Source organism: Clostridium sp. Cult1, assembly GCF_021655095.1.
Lineage (GTDB): Bacteria > Bacillota > Clostridia > Tissierellales > Tepidimicrobiaceae > Schnuerera.
This window is the reverse complement of record NZ_PPXW01000001.1, coordinates 949,790-968,165: the sequence shown is the minus strand read 5'-3', so window position 1 is coordinate 968,165 and position 18,376 is coordinate 949,790. Positions and strand designations below refer to the sequence as shown.

Here is an 18,376-nt window from a genome sequence, read left to right as displayed (position 1 = left end):
CCTAATTTATTTTCCAATCATCATATTTAAATCCATAAGATTTTGTTGTATTAATATCAATATATTTTTAAGGGAATCATATTCTTTTTCTAATAATTTTTGATCTAATAATTGATCCTTCCTTATGTTTAAGGATTGAAATTGATTGTAAATAAATTCTAAATCTTTCATAATACTTTGTTCTAAATCTATAGGCTTCCTCATTGTTCCTCTAGTTAGTTCGATGCTTTGTTTTTCTATAACAAATTTATCTCCTATATTTGGTATTATAGTCTCTATACTAAACTCCTCTTGTATTAAACCAGCTAAAGTATTTGAGGATTTCTCTTCACCATGAACAACGAAGATTCTTTCTGGTTTCTTTTTAAACTTTCTTATCCAGTCCATAAGCATAATTTGATCAGCATGACCAGAAAATCCCTCCAAGTCATAAATCTCAGCTTTTACTGCTACTTCTTCTCCTAGTATTCTAACTCTCTTAGCTCCGTTTAATATAATCCTTCCTAAAGTGCCTTCAGCTTGATAACCTACAAAAACTAAGCTATTCTTTTCGTCCCATAAATTATGCTTTAAATGATGTCTTACCCTTCCAGCTGTAGCCATACCACTTGAAGATATTATTACCTTAGGAAATTTGTATTTATTTAAAGCCATAGATTCTTTTTGATCCTTTACATATCTTAGATTAGGAAACTGGAAGGGATTATCTCCTTTTAATATGAGTTCCTTTGCTTCATCATCAAAACTACTAGAATTAGCTTGAAAAGCTTCCGTAGCCAATACAGCCATAGGACTATCAACATATATAGGAATTTTCATATATTCTTCTATTTCTTTATTATATTCATAGTATTTATTTAATTTGTAAATTAACTCTTGGGTTCTGCCTACAGCAAATGAAGGTATGATTACGGTGCCCCCTCTAATTACAGTTTTATTTATAATCTCTACCATTTTTTCAGTACTCCTATTAAATTCTTCATGGATCTTATCTCCGTAGGTAGATTCGATTATTAGATAATCGGCATCTTCTATAAATTCAGGATTGCTAATAATAGGTCTATTAGGCATTCCCAAATCTCCTGAAAAAACTATTTTAAAATTATCTCCTTTTTCTCTAACCCATAATTCGATTATAGATGAACCTAACATATGTCCAGCATCCCTAAACATTAGATATATATCTTCATTTACTATTATCTTTTGACCATACAAATAGGTTTCAAAGAATTTTAAGCTAATTTCTGCTTCTTCCATAGTATATAAAGGTTCTATTGGTTTCTTACCAGCCCTTTGTCTTTTTCTATTTTCCCATTCTACGTCTGCTTCTTGTATCTTTACTGAGTCCATAAGCATTATTTTGCATAGATCATAGGTTGGTTTCGTAGATATTATTTTTCCTTTAAATCCATCTTTTATAAGTTTTGGTATCCTTCCACTATGGTCTATATGAGCATGAGATAGGATTAAGTAATCAATTTCAGAAGGGTTATAAGGAAAGGGTTGGTAATTCATTCTATCTAATTCTTCATTTCCCTGAAACATACCACAGTCAATTAATATATTATATTTATCAGTAGTAAGTAGATAATTTGAGCCAGTAACAACTTTTGCAGCACCACAAAATTGAATATCCATATTTCCACCGCCTTTGCATATTACTAATATTATTGCATTTTTGACCTTCTTTGTAAATAATAGACTCAAGGTTTCTGTTATTATTAAATATTAAAAAGATACAAAATTATGAGGGAACTCTTTTTTAATAGAGTTCCCTCATAATTTATCTACTTTTCTATTTTAAATTATTCCTCATTCTTATAATAATCCTTCTATGATTTTTGCGCTCTTTCATGCTTATATGAAAATAACAGTTCAAAATATCTATCTAAAACTAACTTACTTATCTTTCCTATTTAAATTTATCATAGCAATAAGCATATGGTCTTGACATAACCTGTTTTCCTTTACCAAGTTCACCTACAAATTTTCCATTTTCTGCTACAAGGTTACCTCTGAGAAATACTTTTTCAGCTATTCCTTTTTGTTTATATCCCTCATAGGTACAGTAGTCTGATCCTGATAAACTATCTTTGATACTAATAACACCTCGGTAGTTAGGATCAAAAACAACGATATCTGCATCTGAACCAACCATGATATCACCTTTTTGTGGATAAATTCCACAAATTTTTGCTGGCATTGTACAACAAAGCTCTACAAATTTTTGGCGAGAAATTCTTCCCGTTTCTACGCCATATGTCCACATCATATATAAGCGTTCTTGCACACCTGGAGAACCTGGAGGGATCTTACTAAAATCGTTAATACCTTTTTGCTTCCCTTCTGCAAAGCCACCAATAATAGCACAGTGATCCGAACTAACACTTTTTAACCACCCTTTGTTAATAGCTTCCCACATGAAATCAACATCTGATTGTGGTCGTAGCGGAGGATTGCATACATATTTTGCTCCTTCAAAATTAGGCTTAGCTAAATTATTATCACTTAGCATTAGATAATGTGTGCAAGTTTCTCCATAAACAGATAGCCCTTCATCATAAGCATCTCTAATAACTTCCGCAGCTTTTTGATTAGTTACATGAACAACAAATAATGGGGCATCAGCTATTTTGGCCATATAGATAGCCCTAGAAGTAGCTTCTACTTCAGATAATACTGGTCTAGAGTCACCAAAATATTTTGGCTCACTTTTCCCTTCAGCTATAAGTTTCTTAGTTAAAACATCAATAATATCCGCATTTTCAGCATGAACCATAATAGTTACTCCTGCCTTTTTGCTCATGCACAGCGCCTTAAATATCCATTCATCTGATACATAATAAGGCATACCTTTATAGGCCATGAAAAGTTTAACAGATGAAACACCTACTGAAGGCATGTTAACCAAATCTTCAACACTCTCTTCTGATGGATCCATAATGATTCCATGTAAAACATAGTCTGGTGTTGCTACTCCATCAATATAATCCCTTTTATAACTTATTATAGAATCCCTAAGTCCTACTCCCATAGGTTGAACAACAAAATCTCCAACTGTAGTTGTACCACCAACCAAAGCTGCATGGGAAGTTTCGTACCCTAAGGAATTGAAGGAATTATAATGTACGTGTTCATCAACTCCTCCTGGGAAAACATATTTTCCAGTAGCATCTACAACCTCATGACCTTTCAAATCTAGATCTTTACCTATAGCAACAATTTTCTCCCCCTCTACAAATATATCTGCAATATACTCATTTTCGGATGTTATGATATTTCCACCTTTAATTATTAATCCCATATACATCCTCCTTTAAAATAAAAATCATTTAATTATAGGGGATACTACTTTTATTTAATCGTATCCCCTATAAACCTAGTCTAGTTTTTTATATTATCTAAAATTATTTGTTATATACTTTTGGATCAATGCCTTCTAAATATTTAACAACTTCATCTACTGGAAGAACGTCAGCAAATTTAGCATCCATATCAAATAGATTCCATTCAATAACGCCAGGTACCCTATCGCCAACTGTTCCTTCGGGAACTATAGTTTTAAATCCATATCCTGTTGAATCCATTACAGTATGTCTAACACATGCACAGGAAGTAGCTCCCATTACTATTACAGTGTCAACTCCTAATTTGACTAAAGTTTGAGCTAGATGTGTTCCAAAGAAATTACTTGCATATTTTTTATGAATAACTGGTTCTTCTGGTCTTGGTTTTAATTTAGGATCAATTTCCATCCATTCTGAATCAATTTCTAATGTATGCATAGGAATTTTTTCATCCCATCTTGGTAAATCCCATTGTTCTTTTCCTACGTATCCAGTAGTTGTATGGAAAATAGGAACTCCTGATTTTCTTGCAGCTTCTAATACTTTAAGTGCATTGGCACAAACTTCTTCATTGTTATTACATGTAAATGGATGGCCATCAGACATCCAAGCTTTAGCCATATCTACAGTTGTTACTGCAGGAGCTTTACCAAATCCCATTCTTCTTTGGAATCCTCTTTCTTTATAAATCTTTTTTGCTTCCTCAAAAGCCCTCTTTAATAATTCTGTATCAAATTCATATGCTCCACCATTGTCTACAAATTTTTCATTTGCCATTAATAATTCCTCCCTTTTTATTTATTATTAATTTTTTATTTTCTTGCCCTTATATATAGCAAGTACCGTGCCAACTTTTAAAAAGGGAGGAATTCAGCTAAATTTATATTTTTCCCATTATAACAGTGTTGCAATAATGCAATAGTTTTTTTAGGACCTTACTAAAACTTAGTAAATATCAGGGTTTGCAAATCTGCAATCCTTTTCCTAGCTATTGCAAATTTGCGTCACTCCATAATTTTATTTCTGAATTAATCTAAAAAATCATAATGTATATTATGTTTTTTAATTTTTCTAAATAGAGTAGAAGGGTGAATATCTAAAAATTCTGCTGTTTCTTTTACAGAATTATGTTTCCTCAGTGCAAAGGTAATAATATTTTTTTCATACATATCGAGCATATAATTTAATCGAGGAATACAATTATCTCCTTCACAATAATAATCTTCAATTACATGTTCAGTTAATACCCAAGATGGAAGTTGCTCAATAGTTATTTCATCATTAGGATTTACAATAAAAAGATATTCTACTAAATTTTCTAGTTCTCTTACATTTCCCGGCCACGAATAATTAGTTAGTACACTCTCTACTTCAGGTGAAAATACTATATTCCTTTTGTATTTTTTATTTAATTTTTCTAGAAAATATGAAGCGATTTCAATTACATCTTCTTTTCGTTCTCTTAATGAAGGAATTTGTATAGGCAGAACATTTAATCTAAAAAATAGATCTTCCCTAAAGCTTCCTTCTTTAACAGCTTCATTTAAATTCACATTGGTTGCCGCCAATACTCTTACATCTATCTTTGTTGGCTTTTCTGCTCCTACAGGATGGACTTCCATTTCTTGTAATACCCTTAGAAGTTTAGGCTGAACAGACAAATCCAATTCCCCAATTTCATCTAATAAAATAGTCCCTCCATCAGCTAATTCAAATAAACCAGTTTTCCCTTGAGAGGATGCTCCTGTAAATGATCCTGGCACATATCCAAACAATTCCGACTCAAATAATTCAGCTGGTATAGCTGAACAATTTACTTTTATAAAGGGTCCATCTTTTCTTGAACTATGTTGATGGATAAACTTGGCTAATACTTCTTTTCCAGTTCCTGATTCCCCATTAATTAAAATTGTACTGTCAAAGGCTGCCGCTTTTAAAGCAAATTCTAGAGTATCTGCCATGGCTTTGCTCTTATATACTAACCCTTCACATTTTAATTGTTTCTCTCTAAAAATTTGCAATTCTTCAGAATATTTTTGTGTTAATTCTCTTGTTTTTTCTAATTCTTTTCTTAAACTTACTAATTCTGAAATATTTCTAGTATTACAAACAACCCCAATCAATAACCCTGATTTATTGAAAATAGGATTTGCTGTAGTTAATGCCGATTTACCAGTTACATATTTGTGTATAATGGATACTGGTTTTTGATCTTCTAATACCGAAAGTGAAGCAGCAGCATTAAAAAGCTTTTTCTCCAATAACAGTTTTAGGTTCTCTCCCAATATATTATCCTTTTTTAAACCTGTTGTATTTTCATAAGCCTGGTTTACATAAAGTACTTTTCCCTCCTCATCAGAAATTAAAATTCCATCTGAGGAAGAATTTAAAGATCCTAACAGAAGTTCTTCATCGTAAGTACTTATAAATTCATCTTTATTTTTTGAAGATGGCATATAATTCCCCCTTCTTATAATTAACATATTTCTGTTTTATTTCTCTTAATTATAACATACAGCCTTTAACCTTTAATATATTATTTTACTAATGGCATATATTCTCATATTTAAATGAAGTAAATAAATCAATAAAACAGTGTAATGGAGTATCCACTACACTGTTTTGTCGAAAAATATTAAAAAATTCCTGTCACAAAGATTATAACTAATGCAGCTGGGATTAAGAACTTGACTAATGGAGCCCACCAGTTAAATATTTTGATTCTATTTGTACCAACATTGGCTTCTTCTTGAAATTTATCAAATTTCCACACAAGTACGGTATAAAAAGCTAATACCAAAGCCCCTAAAGGCATCATTATATTCCCGGAAAGATAATCTGCAAAATCGAATAGATTTCTGCCACCAACTAATATATCTGACCATGGTCCGTGGGCTAATATAGTAGGAAAACCAACTATAAATATAATAATTAAACTTAACCATACCGATTTTTTTCTATCTATTTTAAATAATTCAGTACAAGTCATTACAATAGGTTCTAAATATCCTAAAGCAGATGATAATGCTGCAAAGAATACTAAAAGAAAGAACATCCCTCCAAATAAAGCTCCTGCTGGCATTTGGTTAAATAGATTTGACATAGTTACAAATAATAAATTTGGGCCTGATTCAGGAGATAGTCCTAAAGCGAATATTGCAGGAAACATTACTAATCCTGATATTAAAGCTGCCAAGGTGTCAAATCCAATTATCATTAATCCATCTGCTGGAATATTGCTATCTTTTTGAAGATAACTACCATATATAAATGCACCACCACTTGCTATACCAATAGAGAAAAATGATTGACCTAAAGCTGCAAGGACTACTTCTCCATTTATCTTTGAAAAATCAATACTTAAATACCATTTCAATCCTTCCATTGAGCCTGGTAAAGTTAAGGATCTTATAGCCAATATTATTAACATAGTAAATAAAGTAGGCATCATTACTTTACATGCTTTCTCAATACCATTTTCTAATCCTTTAGAAGAAATGAATCCTATTATAATAACACAAAGTAAAGTCGCAGCTGCTACAAGGCCTGTATTGGCTGTAAATTCTTCAAAAGCTAATGTATAGCCTTCAGCAGTCAATCCACTTAACGAACCTGAAATCATCTTGATTAAATAAGTTAAAATCCATCCCATTATTTGTATATAATAGGTTAATATTACAAAAGCTGAAAGCACTCCTAACCATCCAAAAGCTACCCAAATGCTCCCTTTTTTGGTTAAGGATCTCATACCCTCAACAGGGTTCATCTGCGTCTTCCTGCCTAAACCCATTTCCATTGTAAATAGTGGAATTCCTATTAATAAAATAATTATTAGATAAACAAATACAAAAGCCCCACCCCCATTGGATCCAGCTAAATATGGAAACCTCCATATATTTCCCAGCCCAATGGAAAAACCTGCTGCCGTCATTATGAAACCAAATCTACTTCCCCAGCTTTCTCTTTTTTCCATTTTTGACACTCCTTATCTTTTAGTTCACTGCATTTAGAATAGGCTCTACTTAAATTCCACGTCAAATTTTTAACATAAAAGGTTAAAACAAAAGTTTGTAAATCCGATTCTCTCCAAAGGAGAGGGGAAGGAAAGAATCGGATTTATGTTTATATTATGTTTATTTTATATCCATTACTCCTAAAGGAGAGGTGAAATAAGGAAATGGATTAAAATAAAAACTTTATTCAAATTGTGTTGGTTCTTTGACTTCTGTGCCTAAAGCATCTAAAGCTTTTTTAACCATTCTACGTCTCAATTCTAATTCTTCATCAGCAGGAAGATCTGGATTTCCAACTGGATGAGGAATTGCAATAGTTGGTACTATTCTGTTGGCTCCTACTGATTCTGAGATAGTAGTTATTGTTGCCATATGAACTATAGGTATACCATACCTTTCTATTTCTTTTACCATTGTTGCACCGCAACGTGTACAGGTGCCTCAGGTTGATGTTAAGATAACACCATCTACTCCTGATTCTTTTAATTCCTTACCTATTTCAGTACCAAATTTAACTGCGTTTCCTACAGATGTTCCAGTACCTGTAGTTGTATAGAAATACTCAAATACTTTTCCAATATAATTTTCCTTTTCAAATTCTTTTAACATATCCAATGGTGCTACTCTATCTGGAATTTCATTAGCGTATACTGGATCAAATCCACCATGGATTGTACAATACTCTCCAGTAAGTGCATCTCTACTGCTTACATCATATTTACCCCATTTTTGAGCACTGGCTGATTGAATTCTATCAGGATTTCCTAAAGGAACCATACCTCCACTAGTAACTAATGCAATAGTTGCTTTGCTTAAATCCTTAATCGCTGGAGCTGGATCTACAGTATCAAATACTGGCATTGGTAACTCAGTTTCAAATTCTTCATTATTTAAACGAGCTAACAGCATTTCCACTGCTCTTTGAGATCCTCTTTTCTCTGCAAAAACTGTAAGTCTCTTCCCTTGTGGAATATAGCCTTCTTCTTCTGGAAGACCTAGTTCTTCACCTTTAGCAATTTTCCTTACTAGATTAGCCATAACTGGCAATGCCTTACGCATACCTGCTGCTGAATCCGATGTTTCTGCTACTATTGCAATATCTTTACAAACATCTAATCCTGGATTTTCAATATACATACCTGAAACCACTGGAATATTTAACTCTTTTACTACTGCCTTAGCAATCTCTGCACAAGCCATTCCATATCTACCAGCATTAAAAGCTGGACCTGTAACAACAATATCAGGGTTGTTATCTTTTATAACCTTAAGAATATATTCTAGGGCTTCTTCTTTATTTTCATTAAAATAGTTGTCACCACATATTAATGTTCCAATTACTTCTCCTTCACCTTTTAAATTACCGTTGAAACCCATTGCAGGTCCTACAGTTTCTTCTTTATACATAGGTTCCATTCCAGCCTTATCTTCGCCACCTATTTGCCCAAAAAACTGGTTTACATAGTATAATACTTTAAATTTTTCAGCCATCTTCCATCCTCCTTTCAATATTTATTAATATAGTTTAACTGTACAGTAATGATAGCCAATTTCTGAAGTAGCTCCTATTACAGCATTTAGTTCACACATTAATGTTCCGTCTTCAAGTAATGCTCCATCCCAACCCCCTGCTAAAGTTGCAATGGCTTCTGCATTTCCTATTACCTTATCAGCAGGTGGTAATGTAACAACATGACTTACGTTTCCTCCTGATACAACAGCTACTGCTTCTTTAGCTGTATCTGCTAATGGTTGACTCATTCCATCTCTACCTGAGCATTCATCTGTAATCAAAACTGTTTTTATTCCTGAATCTTCTAATCGTTTGCAAATCATTAGTAAGTCTGAATCTGGATTACCATATCCTTCTTCTGAAATTATAACTCCATCTGCACCAACCATCTTGCATAATTTAGCAGTATAATCACAGGTTCTAAACTTTCCTTCTAAAGTAGTAAGTTCTGGTGTCAATACTACTCCCATAAAGTTTAATGTCTTTCCATGTTGTGCATATAGATCTAGTATTACTGAGTTGTTTTGGTGTTGATAAGTGGTTATTTTGTCACAAGCTGCGACACAGTTACCACTGATTACAGCACCATCAAGCTCTTCATTTGGATGTAATAAGGTTGGTAGTATCTTTTGGCTATTAACTCCATAAATATATCCGTCATGAAGTAATCCTTGGGAGATTAACATTTCTACATATAATACCTTTGGTAAGTCTGGATATTTTTTAGTTTCTTCTGCATGACTTCCTATTTCGTAGGTTAATACTTCATTTGGCTCTACACTTCTTCCTGCTTCACCAATAAATTCTGCAGCTTTTAACCCTGCTAATCTTACAGTTGCTTCATGGGAGTGAGGATCTAATCCTTCCACTGGGGTAATATCCAATACTAAATTATAAGTTTTGGAAAATGGGGTCCACTTTGCTCCTTCTCCCCACATATCTATAACCCCTTCTTGAAATCCTACAATATCTCCTACAGTAACTATTGCAGCTCCATATAAAACATTTACCTTTCCTTCGCCTAGTTGAGCTATTTTTGTTGATACACCTGGAAATCCATTTCCAGTACCTTCGATTTTAACCCTTGGTTCAATTACGTCTTTTACTGGTATAATTCTTACCTTTTCTCCAGGTCTTGCTACATCAACTTTAATATCTTTAATTCTTTCATCCTCTTTTAGTTTGTTAATTAATTCTTCTTGGCTTACAATCAATATACCATCTTCAACTTTTGTCTTTTCGCCAAATTGAATATCCTTAATATGAATTCTTCTTAGTTCTAATTTCAAAAAAATCACCTCCAAAATTTTTAGATATCTTTATTAAAATTAACTTCCAAGTCCTTTAAGGTGGACTTTAAAAGTTCATTGTCAATTAAAGCATAATCATCAGCATGCACCCAATCTATTTTCCTTGCTTCCAAGTTCTTTTTATAATTCATTATGCTATTTTCAATAATTTCCATATGAAAAGGATCAATCGTTTTTTTATTCTGTCCAACAACTATAGAACGATAAGGTGAATATAGCATTCTCATACTAGCACCTAAAGGATGACTAATTAATTCTACGCCTTCATAAACTAAATCTCTTACTTTAACTAATACATCCTCATATGAACCTTCAACATAATATAGATCTTCATACTCTTTTTTAACCACTGGATTATTTGTGACAATTCTATATTTCAAACAACCCCACCTCTCATGAAATATTTCTAAAACATTTTTAAAAGTAAATATTTAAATGTTCTAACAGAAATCACAGATTAAATGTTTCATGTTTTTATTATGTTTCTTACTTGTATTCTACATGTATTTCATTAGTATTTCAATAGTATATTTGAATTTTTTAAAAAAAAGTTAGTTTTTTATCAACTTTTATGGTTCTTGCTGCCATAGTTACCACTTTATGGATCCCACCTTATTAATATCTTAATATTTTTATACTTTAACTAAATTTTGCAAATTAAAAAGCCTTAAAGTTTATCGAACGATAAACTTTAAGGCTTTTTAAAACTTTAATTAAAGTAATTCTTGTTTTATTTTGTCCACAAAGGCGTCTATATGCTCTCTTGCATATTTTTCTGCATTATCTCTGTCTTTTTCTTTAATAGCTCTCAATACATTGCCTAAACTATCGGTAAATAGATCCATGGAATCAAAATAACGTTGAGAATAATGCCATAACCTTTCAGTATGACTATGTAAACTTAGAAGAACCTCTTGTAAACACGGATTTCCACTACTTATAAATATTATATCGTGAAACCTTTGGTCATCAATAATTGCTTTTTGATAATCTACAGTAATATCATAAGTTTCCAACCTCTTAACTATGGCTCCTAACTCTTCTAACTGTTCATCAGTAATTCTATCTACAGCTAATCTGGCTGCAAAAGGGTCCAAAATTCTAGTTACTTCAAAAACTGATTTCATATACATAAAATCCATTGGAGCTACTTGAACACCTAGCCTCGGTATAATATTAAGTAGTTTATCAGTGCTTAATTGTTGAAAAATTTTTCTTACGGGTGTTCTACTGATGTCAAATTCTTCAGCAATATCTACTTCATTAAGAACCTCTCCTGGTTCATAATCTAGTTCAATTATTCTTCTTTTTAAAATATTATAAATTTCCTCAGTTTTAATCTTCTTACTCACAGTCATAACCCCTCATAAAAGTATTTACTACTATCATATCAATATAATATGGATTCTGCAATTACTGAAATCATATTTTTTAGCAAAAATGTACCAGGAAATAGTCTCTACCCCATAAATAACCCAACACACAATTAGACTTTTCCTGGTACATCATTGGAATATTATCCTTATACTATAAGTATACCACAATAAAATCTTATGTAAATATATTTACATAAGATTTTATATATGATATACTTAATATAAGTAAAATATATAATAAAGGTTGGAGAATATGGAAAACAATAAAATCACCATAGGACAAAATTTAAAACGAATAAGGAAGGACTTTGATCTAAGACAATATGAATTAGCTGGTGAACAAATTACCAGAAACCTAATTAGCCTTATAGAAAATGACAGAACGCCTATATATCATAACGTAGCTACCATTATTTCTAAAAACATAAATAAAATAATTTATGACAAAGGTATGGATATATACATCCAGCCTGAAGATATTCTTAATCCCGAAAGATATGATGCAAGAAAACAAGCTAATATATATATTGAAAAGCTTACTACTAGATTGAAGGATCAAAATTATGAATTTGAGCTAGAAGAATTAAATAATGTAGAAACATTTTTAAATAAGTGGAATTTTATTGATAAAAAGGTTAAAGTTTATGAATTATTGGGAGATATTTACTATAATGCTAAGGATTCCAATAAAGAATACTATTATTATTTAAAAGCTCTAGAGGTTTCCTATGAATACCCCTACAAGAGAGAACGTTATAAAATAATTTTAAAATTAGTCTATAATTGCATTGTAACTGAAAAATTTGATGAGGCTCTTAGATTGTGTAATTTCGCCTTATCGACCCAAGATGATATTCCAAATAAATATAAAGGTATTTTTTATTATAACAGTGCATTAGCATATTATCACAAAAAAGACTATAGTCTATGTTTAGAGCAATTAATATATGCAAAATACTATATAACCCATAAAGACTATAGAGAAATAAAAAGGGTATTGATGTTAGAAGGAATAACCAACGCCGAATTTGAAAATTATGATGGGGCTTTAAGAAGCTATACTAAATTACTAAATATAATTGAACCCTTTAAAGACCCTGAAGAGATTGGCTTAGCATATATGAATATTATACAAATACATATAAAAACCGACAATCGTATAAAAGTTCTTGAATATAAAGATAAGGTTGTTAGTTATGTAAAAAAGGCGGACAAAAATTCACTTTACTTACCAAAATTCCTATATAGTCTAGCTAATATATTCTATTATTTAGAGGAATATAATCCTTATGAAGAATATTTAAAAGAAGCACTGATATTATCTAAAGACCATAAAGATACTAGTTTGTTCCCTAGCATCTTTTTGAAATTACTAAATTTCTATAGAGAAACCAAACAATTTCAAAAAATCAATGATTTAGCAAAGATTTTCATAACAAAAATTGATAATTTTAAAATAAATAATGATTTTATAATTATCCTAAAAATCTTACTCAGTTATATGGAACAAAATAATATTATGGAAGCAAGATATTTAATTGAGAATCTATTAAACGGGGAGGTGTAATTAATGAATCTTAAAAAAAGAATAGCTCTATTAATTGCAATTGGAACAATAATTATTAACTTAGGTACTGCTGTGTTTGCTGAAGCAGTTTTTATACCACCATATCCAATAAGAGATTCTATAGTTGAAAAGCTTTAACTCAATGTTATACCTTAATACTTATAATTATATTAACAAAACTTAATCCAATCCAAATAAAAAGTGTGACAAGATTTGTCACACTTTTTATTTGGATTACTATTTTATTTAAATTGTACATTACCATCTAAATAGGAATCAATATCTGTATTTTCAGTAACTGCTTTTTTAAGCTTACCCATGGATTTTGTATCGCCAAATAATATTCCACCAGTAAGTTTCCCTTCTGTAGTAAATAATTTGTGGTGTATACCATCATTTTCATCTTTATACTCATAAACTTTATCAAAATCCTTAATATCTCCTACTGAAAAAAGTTTAATATCTCCCAATGATAAGGAGGTGAAAAGTTTTGCTTCCGTATACTCTAAGGCATTTCCTGACATATTAGCTCCTGCTACTTTCCCTTGTTCATTTGCTGAAGTCCACAAACCTATAACCATTCCATCTATTTGAATTACATCTCCTGCAGCGTAGATATTATCTATATTTGTTCTTAAATTCTTATTTACTATTATTCCTTTATCAAATTCTATTGAAGTATCCCTAATAATATCTAAATTTGGCCTTATGCCAACAGAGAACAATATTCCATCAGTTTCTATTTTTTTGCCATCCCTTAATAATATTCCGTTAGCTCTATTCTCTCCCAATATTTCTTCTGCTGCTGAAGAAAGGTATATATTAAAACTTTCTTCTTTTAACTTTTTCTCTAGTTTAATGCCTATTTCATCGTCTAGTTGTCTTGGGAGTAAATAGGGTGCAAATTCTACAATATTTATCTTTTTGCCTAATTTTTTTAATGACCAAGCTGCCTCTAATCCTAAAAGTCCACCACCTATTACAGTAATACTATTACAGTTGTCAAAATAACTTCTAATATATTTTAGATCTCTTAAAGTTCTTAATGCTAATACTCCTTGTTTAAACTTTCCTGCTACTGGCGGTATAAACGGTCTACTACCAGTAGCTAATAGTAGTTTTTCATATTCTATTTCAATTCCATCATCTAGCCTTACTTTAGATTTATCTACATCTATCTTTTCAACTATTTTATTTAACAATACTTTTATATCTTTTTCTTCATACCATTTATCTTTATTTACTAAAAGTTCTTCATCTTTAAAGTCTTTAGATAAGCATTCTGTTAATCTCACTCTATAATAGGTATGGTATGATTCACTTGAAATCATAGTAATGGTACCTTGCTTGTCGTTATTTCTTATTTCCTTTGCTGCAGAAAGTCCTGCAATTCCATTTCCTATAATTAAATATTTTACTTTCTCCATTCTGTACCTCCTTGGGTTAATAATCGCTAGTTAATTATTACCCAAAGTATTAAGTTATAAGCATAAACCTACAACTACCTACTGATTATCCTCTATCCATTGATAAAGCTATCTTTGTGCTTTAATTTCCATCCAAATTTCATCGTATATTTTCAAAAAGTCCTTAGGATCTTTAAATATTTCTACCTCTCCTATTTCTTCATCGGTAGGATAAGCTACCTTACTATTTACTATATCTTCAGGTAAATGTTCCAATGCTTTATAGTTAGTTGTTGAATATCCAATATAATCAGTATTTCTTGCTGCTATCTCTGGTCTATTCATAAAATTAATAAATTCTTCAGCTAATTCTTTATTCTTTCCTGTCTTTGGTATTACCATATTATCAAACCAAAGATTAGTCCCTTCCTTAGGTATTACATACTCTAAGTTTTCATTCTCTCTAATCATTGCAACTGCATCCCCTGACCAAACTACTGCAAGAGCTGCTTCTTCTCCAACCATTAAATCTTTTACTTCGTCTCCTACATAGGCATAAATTAAAGGTTTTTGCTTAATTAATTCTTTCTTTGCTTCTTCTAGTTCTTTAGCATCTCTAGAATTCATTGAATAGCCTAGTTTCTTTAATGCTACAGCTATAGAATCTCGTTGGCTATCCAGCATTAAAATTTGGCCACTGTACTTTTCATTCCAAAGAATATCCCAACTATCTACCACATCATCAACCATGGTTTTATTATATATGATGCCTACCGTTCCCCACATATAAGGTATTGAATACTCATTATTAGGGTCGAAATCCAAATCTAAAAATCTATCCTCTATATTATCCAAATTCGGTATATTTTCTTTGTTGATCTTTTCCAATAAATCTTCCTCTATCATTCTTTCTATCATATAATCAGAAGGGAAAGCTACGTCATAGCTAGTTCCTCCTTTTTTAATGCTAACATACATGTCTTCATTAGTTGCAAAAGTATTATAGTTAACCTTTACATTAAATTCTTTTTCAAACTCATCTATAACATCTGGATCTATATAATCTCCCCAATTATATACATTAATCGCAGGTTTATTGCTACCACATCCCGTAGATAATAACCCAATTATAACTATTAATCCTATACTCAAAATCATCTTTACACTCTTTTTCATATAATATCACCTCTCTCACTAATACTTTTAGAAGATCTACTATTTATTATCAAAAGTAGAACTAGTAAGCCTACAAACATCAAAGTAGATAAAGCATTTATTACTGGATTTATGCCTCTCCTTGCCATAGAAAAAATAGTAATGCTTAAATTTGTTACCCCTGCTCCTTTATTAAAGAAACTAATTACAAAATCATCAACGGACAATGTAAATGCTAGTAAAGCTCCTGTTATTATTCCAGGCATTATTTCAGGAATAACCACCTTTCTCAATGCATAAATAGGGGTTGCTCCTAAATCCATGGCTGCTTCTGCTAAATGTCTATTCATCTGCTTCAATTTTGGCAGTATGGACAATATAACATAGGGTATGCAGAAGGTTATATGGGATAAAAGCATTGTTATAAATCCAAATTCAATTCTTAAAAACCTGAATAAGGTCATCAAAGATACTGCTGTCACAATATCTGGATTTAATACAGGTAAATAGTTTAAATTAAGAACTATTTTTTTACTAATTCCTGGCATACCATAGATGCCTATTGCTGCAAAAGTACCTATTATAGTTGATATAATCGAAGATAGTACTGCAATAAGTAGAGTATAATACAATGCCTTTAGTACTTCTGCATTTTTAAATAATTCTATATACCATTTAAAGGTAAAGCCGCTCCAATTTCCTCTAGATTTTGAATTATTGAAGGAAAATACGATTAATACTATAATAGGAGCATATAGGAACAAAAATATTAAAAATGTATATAGCCTTTTTGATATTTTGCCTACCATAACCCTCCACCTCCCTCTTTTTCGGAATCAAACTTAGCGGTAATTGCCATTGTTAAAAGTATAAAGGCCATCATAACTATGGATATAGCAGAACCAAAATGCCAATCTCCAACCCATAAGAATTGTTGTTCAATTAAATTTCCTATAAGCATATATTGTCCTCCACCTAATAGCCTTGAAATTACAAAAGTACTAACAGCAGGCATAAATACCATAGTTATTCCAGTAATTATACCAGGAATACTTAATGGGAAGGTTACTCTAGAAAAAACCTTTATCTTATTTGCTCCTAAATCCTCAGCTGCTTCAATTAGGCTTTTATCTATCTTTATTAAAACCGAATATATGGGTAAAACCATAAAAGGCAAAAAGTTATAAACCATTCCCAATAATACCGCTAAATCATTATATATTAGATTTAAAGGTTTAAATCCTAATTTGGTTATAATGTAATTTATAAGTCCATTCTTACCTAACAAAGTTAACCAAGCATAAGTTCTTAATAAAAAATTCATCCACATGGGTATGACGAATAGGAGTATCATTACATTCCTACGTTTAGGTTTTTCACGGGCAATAATCATGGCCATAGGATAACCAAGTAGCAAGGTAATTGCTGTAGACTTTAATGCTAAACTTACAGACACCCATAATATATCTAAATATTTCGGATCCAGAAATCGCTTAAAGTTCTCTAGAGTAAATTGAATATTTTTTATGCCTCCTTCTTCACCAGTGGTAAGAGAAAACACGAGAATTAAGGCTAAAGGAACCACTATAAAGATTATCATCCACAATATATATGGATAAGAAGTCCATTTCATCTTCATTTTTCAATCACCTTCTTCATGATGTGAATATTTTCAGGTAGGACTTTCATGCCTATTTCAGTCCCTACAGGTTTCATAATGGTACTATGAACCATCCATTCTATTTCCCCGTCTTTAACCATCATTTCATAATGAACTCCTTTGAAGGTTACTGATGTAACAACTCCCTTTAACAAACCTTCCTCAAAGGGTACTATTTCTAGATCTTCAGGTCTGATTACCACATCTATTTTTTCCATCTTACTGAAGCCTTTATCTACACATTTAAATATTCGATTAGCAAATTCAACTACAAAATCTTCATGCATAATACCGTCTACAATATTGCTTTCACCAATAAATTTTGCAACAAAAGCATTCTTAGGTTCATTATAAATATCAACAGGAGTGCCTATTTGTTGGATTACTCCTTTATCCATAACTACTATGGTATCTGACATAGTTAGAGCTTCCTCTTGATCATGGGTTACGTATACAAATGTTATACCTATCCTTTTTTGCATATTTTTTAATTCTGTTTGCATATCTTTTCTTAATTTTAAATCTAGGGCACCTAAAGGTTCATCTAATAGTAATACCTTTGGTTCATTAACTAAAGCCCTAGCTATAGCGACCCTTTGTTGTTGTCCACCGCTTAGGGAATCAATGGATCTGTTTTCAAAGCCTTTAAGGTTTACTAACCTTAGCATTTCCTTAACTCTAGCCTTTACTTCATCTTTTGCTACTTTCTTTATTTTTAAACCAAAGGCGATATTGTCAAAAACATTCATATGTGGAAATAATGCATATTTTTGAAACACTGTATTAATTTGCCTTTCATAGGGGGGTAAAGTTGTAATATCTTTTCCTTCGAACACTACTTTTCCTTCTGTTGGTTGTTCAAATCCTCCTATTATTCTTAAAGTGGTAGTCTTGCCACATCCACTTGGGCCTAATAATGTTAAAAATTCATTTTTCCTAATATAAAGATTTAAATTGTCAAGTACTTTAGTCCCATCATATTCTTTTGATATATTTTTTAGATCAATAGTATGAGTATTATCCATAATC

16 protein-coding genes are annotated in these 18,376 nt (G+C 31.4%); 2 read left to right on the top strand and 14 right to left on the bottom strand.

The window, feature by feature from the left end; translation table 11 throughout:
• Nucleotides 1-6: 6 nt before the first annotated feature.
• The 9 genes from C3E89_RS04665 to C3E89_RS04625 form a co-directional block, all read right to left on the bottom strand.
• Entirely contained in the window at nt 7-1,638 is a 1,632-nt protein-coding gene (locus C3E89_RS04665) for an MBL fold metallo-hydrolase RNA specificity domain-containing protein (protein ID WP_236911314.1), read from the bottom strand.
• A 274-nt stretch (nt 1,639-1,912) separates the two neighbouring features.
• Nucleotides 1,913-3,304 (bottom strand): dihydropyrimidinase, encoded by a 1,392-nt coding sequence (gene hydA, locus C3E89_RS04660; RefSeq protein WP_236911313.1) that lies wholly within the window; start codon nt 3,302-3,304, stop codon nt 1,913-1,915.
• A 103-nt stretch (nt 3,305-3,407) separates the two neighbouring features.
• Nucleotides 3,408-4,124: an isochorismatase family protein gene (locus C3E89_RS04655; protein WP_236911312.1), complete on the bottom strand. Its 717-nt coding sequence runs from the start codon at nt 4,122-4,124 to the stop codon at nt 3,408-3,410.
• 251 nt (nt 4,125-4,375) lie between these two features.
• Nucleotides 4,376-5,803: a sigma-54 interaction domain-containing protein gene (locus C3E89_RS04650; RefSeq protein WP_236911311.1), complete on the bottom strand. Its 1,428-nt coding sequence runs from the start codon at nt 5,801-5,803 to the stop codon at nt 4,376-4,378.
• Between the two features lie 179 nt (nt 5,804-5,982).
• Complete coding sequence (locus C3E89_RS04645) at nt 5,983-7,320, bottom strand: sodium-dependent transporter (protein WP_236911310.1); 1,338 nt, start codon at nt 7,318-7,320, stop codon at nt 5,983-5,985.
• Between the two features lie 223 nt (nt 7,321-7,543).
• Nucleotides 7,544-8,851, bottom strand: coding sequence for a glycine/betaine/sarcosine/D-proline family reductase selenoprotein B (locus C3E89_RS04640; RefSeq protein ID WP_236911309.1), 1,308 nt, complete (start codon nt 8,849-8,851; stop codon nt 7,544-7,546).
• A 24-nt stretch (nt 8,852-8,875) separates the two neighbouring features.
• Nucleotides 8,876-10,162: a glycine/sarcosine/betaine reductase component B subunit gene (locus C3E89_RS04635; RefSeq protein ID WP_236911308.1), complete on the bottom strand. Its 1,287-nt coding sequence runs from the start codon at nt 10,160-10,162 to the stop codon at nt 8,876-8,878.
• Between the two features lie 20 nt (nt 10,163-10,182).
• Nucleotides 10,183-10,563, bottom strand: a complete 381-nt coding sequence (locus tag C3E89_RS04630; RefSeq protein WP_236911307.1) for a GrdX family protein — start codon at nt 10,561-10,563, stop codon at nt 10,183-10,185.
• Between the two features lie 333 nt (nt 10,564-10,896).
• On the bottom strand, nt 10,897-11,535 hold the full coding sequence (locus C3E89_RS04625) for a GntR family transcriptional regulator (RefSeq protein WP_236911306.1): 639 nt from the start codon (nt 11,533-11,535) through the stop codon (nt 10,897-10,899).
• Nucleotides 11,536-11,812: 277 nt separating this feature from the next.
• Between C3E89_RS04625 and C3E89_RS04620 the strand changes: the two genes are divergently transcribed.
• On the top strand, nt 11,813-13,126 hold the full coding sequence (locus C3E89_RS04620) for a helix-turn-helix domain-containing protein (protein WP_236911305.1): 1,314 nt from the start codon (nt 11,813-11,815) through the stop codon (nt 13,124-13,126).
• Nucleotides 13,127-13,129: 3 nt separating this feature from the next.
• Nucleotides 13,130-13,264, top strand: coding sequence for a hypothetical protein (locus C3E89_RS13275; RefSeq protein WP_272876567.1), 135 nt, complete (start codon nt 13,130-13,132; stop codon nt 13,262-13,264).
• 104 nt (nt 13,265-13,368) lie between these two features.
• On the opposite strand, the gene C3E89_RS04615 is transcribed toward C3E89_RS13275, so the two are convergent.
• The 5 genes from C3E89_RS04615 to potA all read right to left on the bottom strand — a co-directional run bounded on the left by C3E89_RS04615 (nt 13,369) and on the right by potA (nt 18,372).
• The gene (locus C3E89_RS04615) at nt 13,369-14,553 is read right to left on the bottom strand and encodes an NAD(P)/FAD-dependent oxidoreductase (protein WP_236911304.1); all 1,185 of its coding nucleotides are present in this window, start codon (nt 14,551-14,553) and stop codon (nt 13,369-13,371) included.
• A 108-nt stretch (nt 14,554-14,661) separates the two neighbouring features.
• Entirely contained in the window at nt 14,662-15,708 is a 1,047-nt protein-coding gene (locus C3E89_RS04610) for an ABC transporter substrate-binding protein (RefSeq protein WP_236911303.1), read from the bottom strand.
• Complete coding sequence (locus tag C3E89_RS04605; RefSeq protein ID WP_236911302.1) at nt 15,705-16,496, bottom strand: ABC transporter permease; 792 nt, start codon at nt 16,494-16,496, stop codon at nt 15,705-15,707. Before C3E89_RS04605 ends, C3E89_RS04610 begins: the two co-directional genes overlap by 4 nt.
• Nucleotides 16,490-17,326 carry an ABC transporter permease gene (locus C3E89_RS04600; protein ID WP_236911301.1) on the bottom strand — a complete coding sequence of 279 codons (837 nt, stop codon included), beginning with the start codon at nt 17,324-17,326 and terminating at the stop codon, nt 16,490-16,492. Before C3E89_RS04600 ends, C3E89_RS04605 begins: the two co-directional genes overlap by 7 nt.
• Nucleotides 17,323-18,372, bottom strand: coding sequence for a spermidine/putrescine ABC transporter ATP-binding protein (gene potA, locus C3E89_RS04595; RefSeq protein ID WP_236911300.1), 1,050 nt, complete (start codon nt 18,370-18,372; stop codon nt 17,323-17,325). Before potA ends, C3E89_RS04600 begins: the two co-directional genes overlap by 4 nt.
• Between the last annotated feature and the right edge of the window lie 4 nt (nt 18,373-18,376).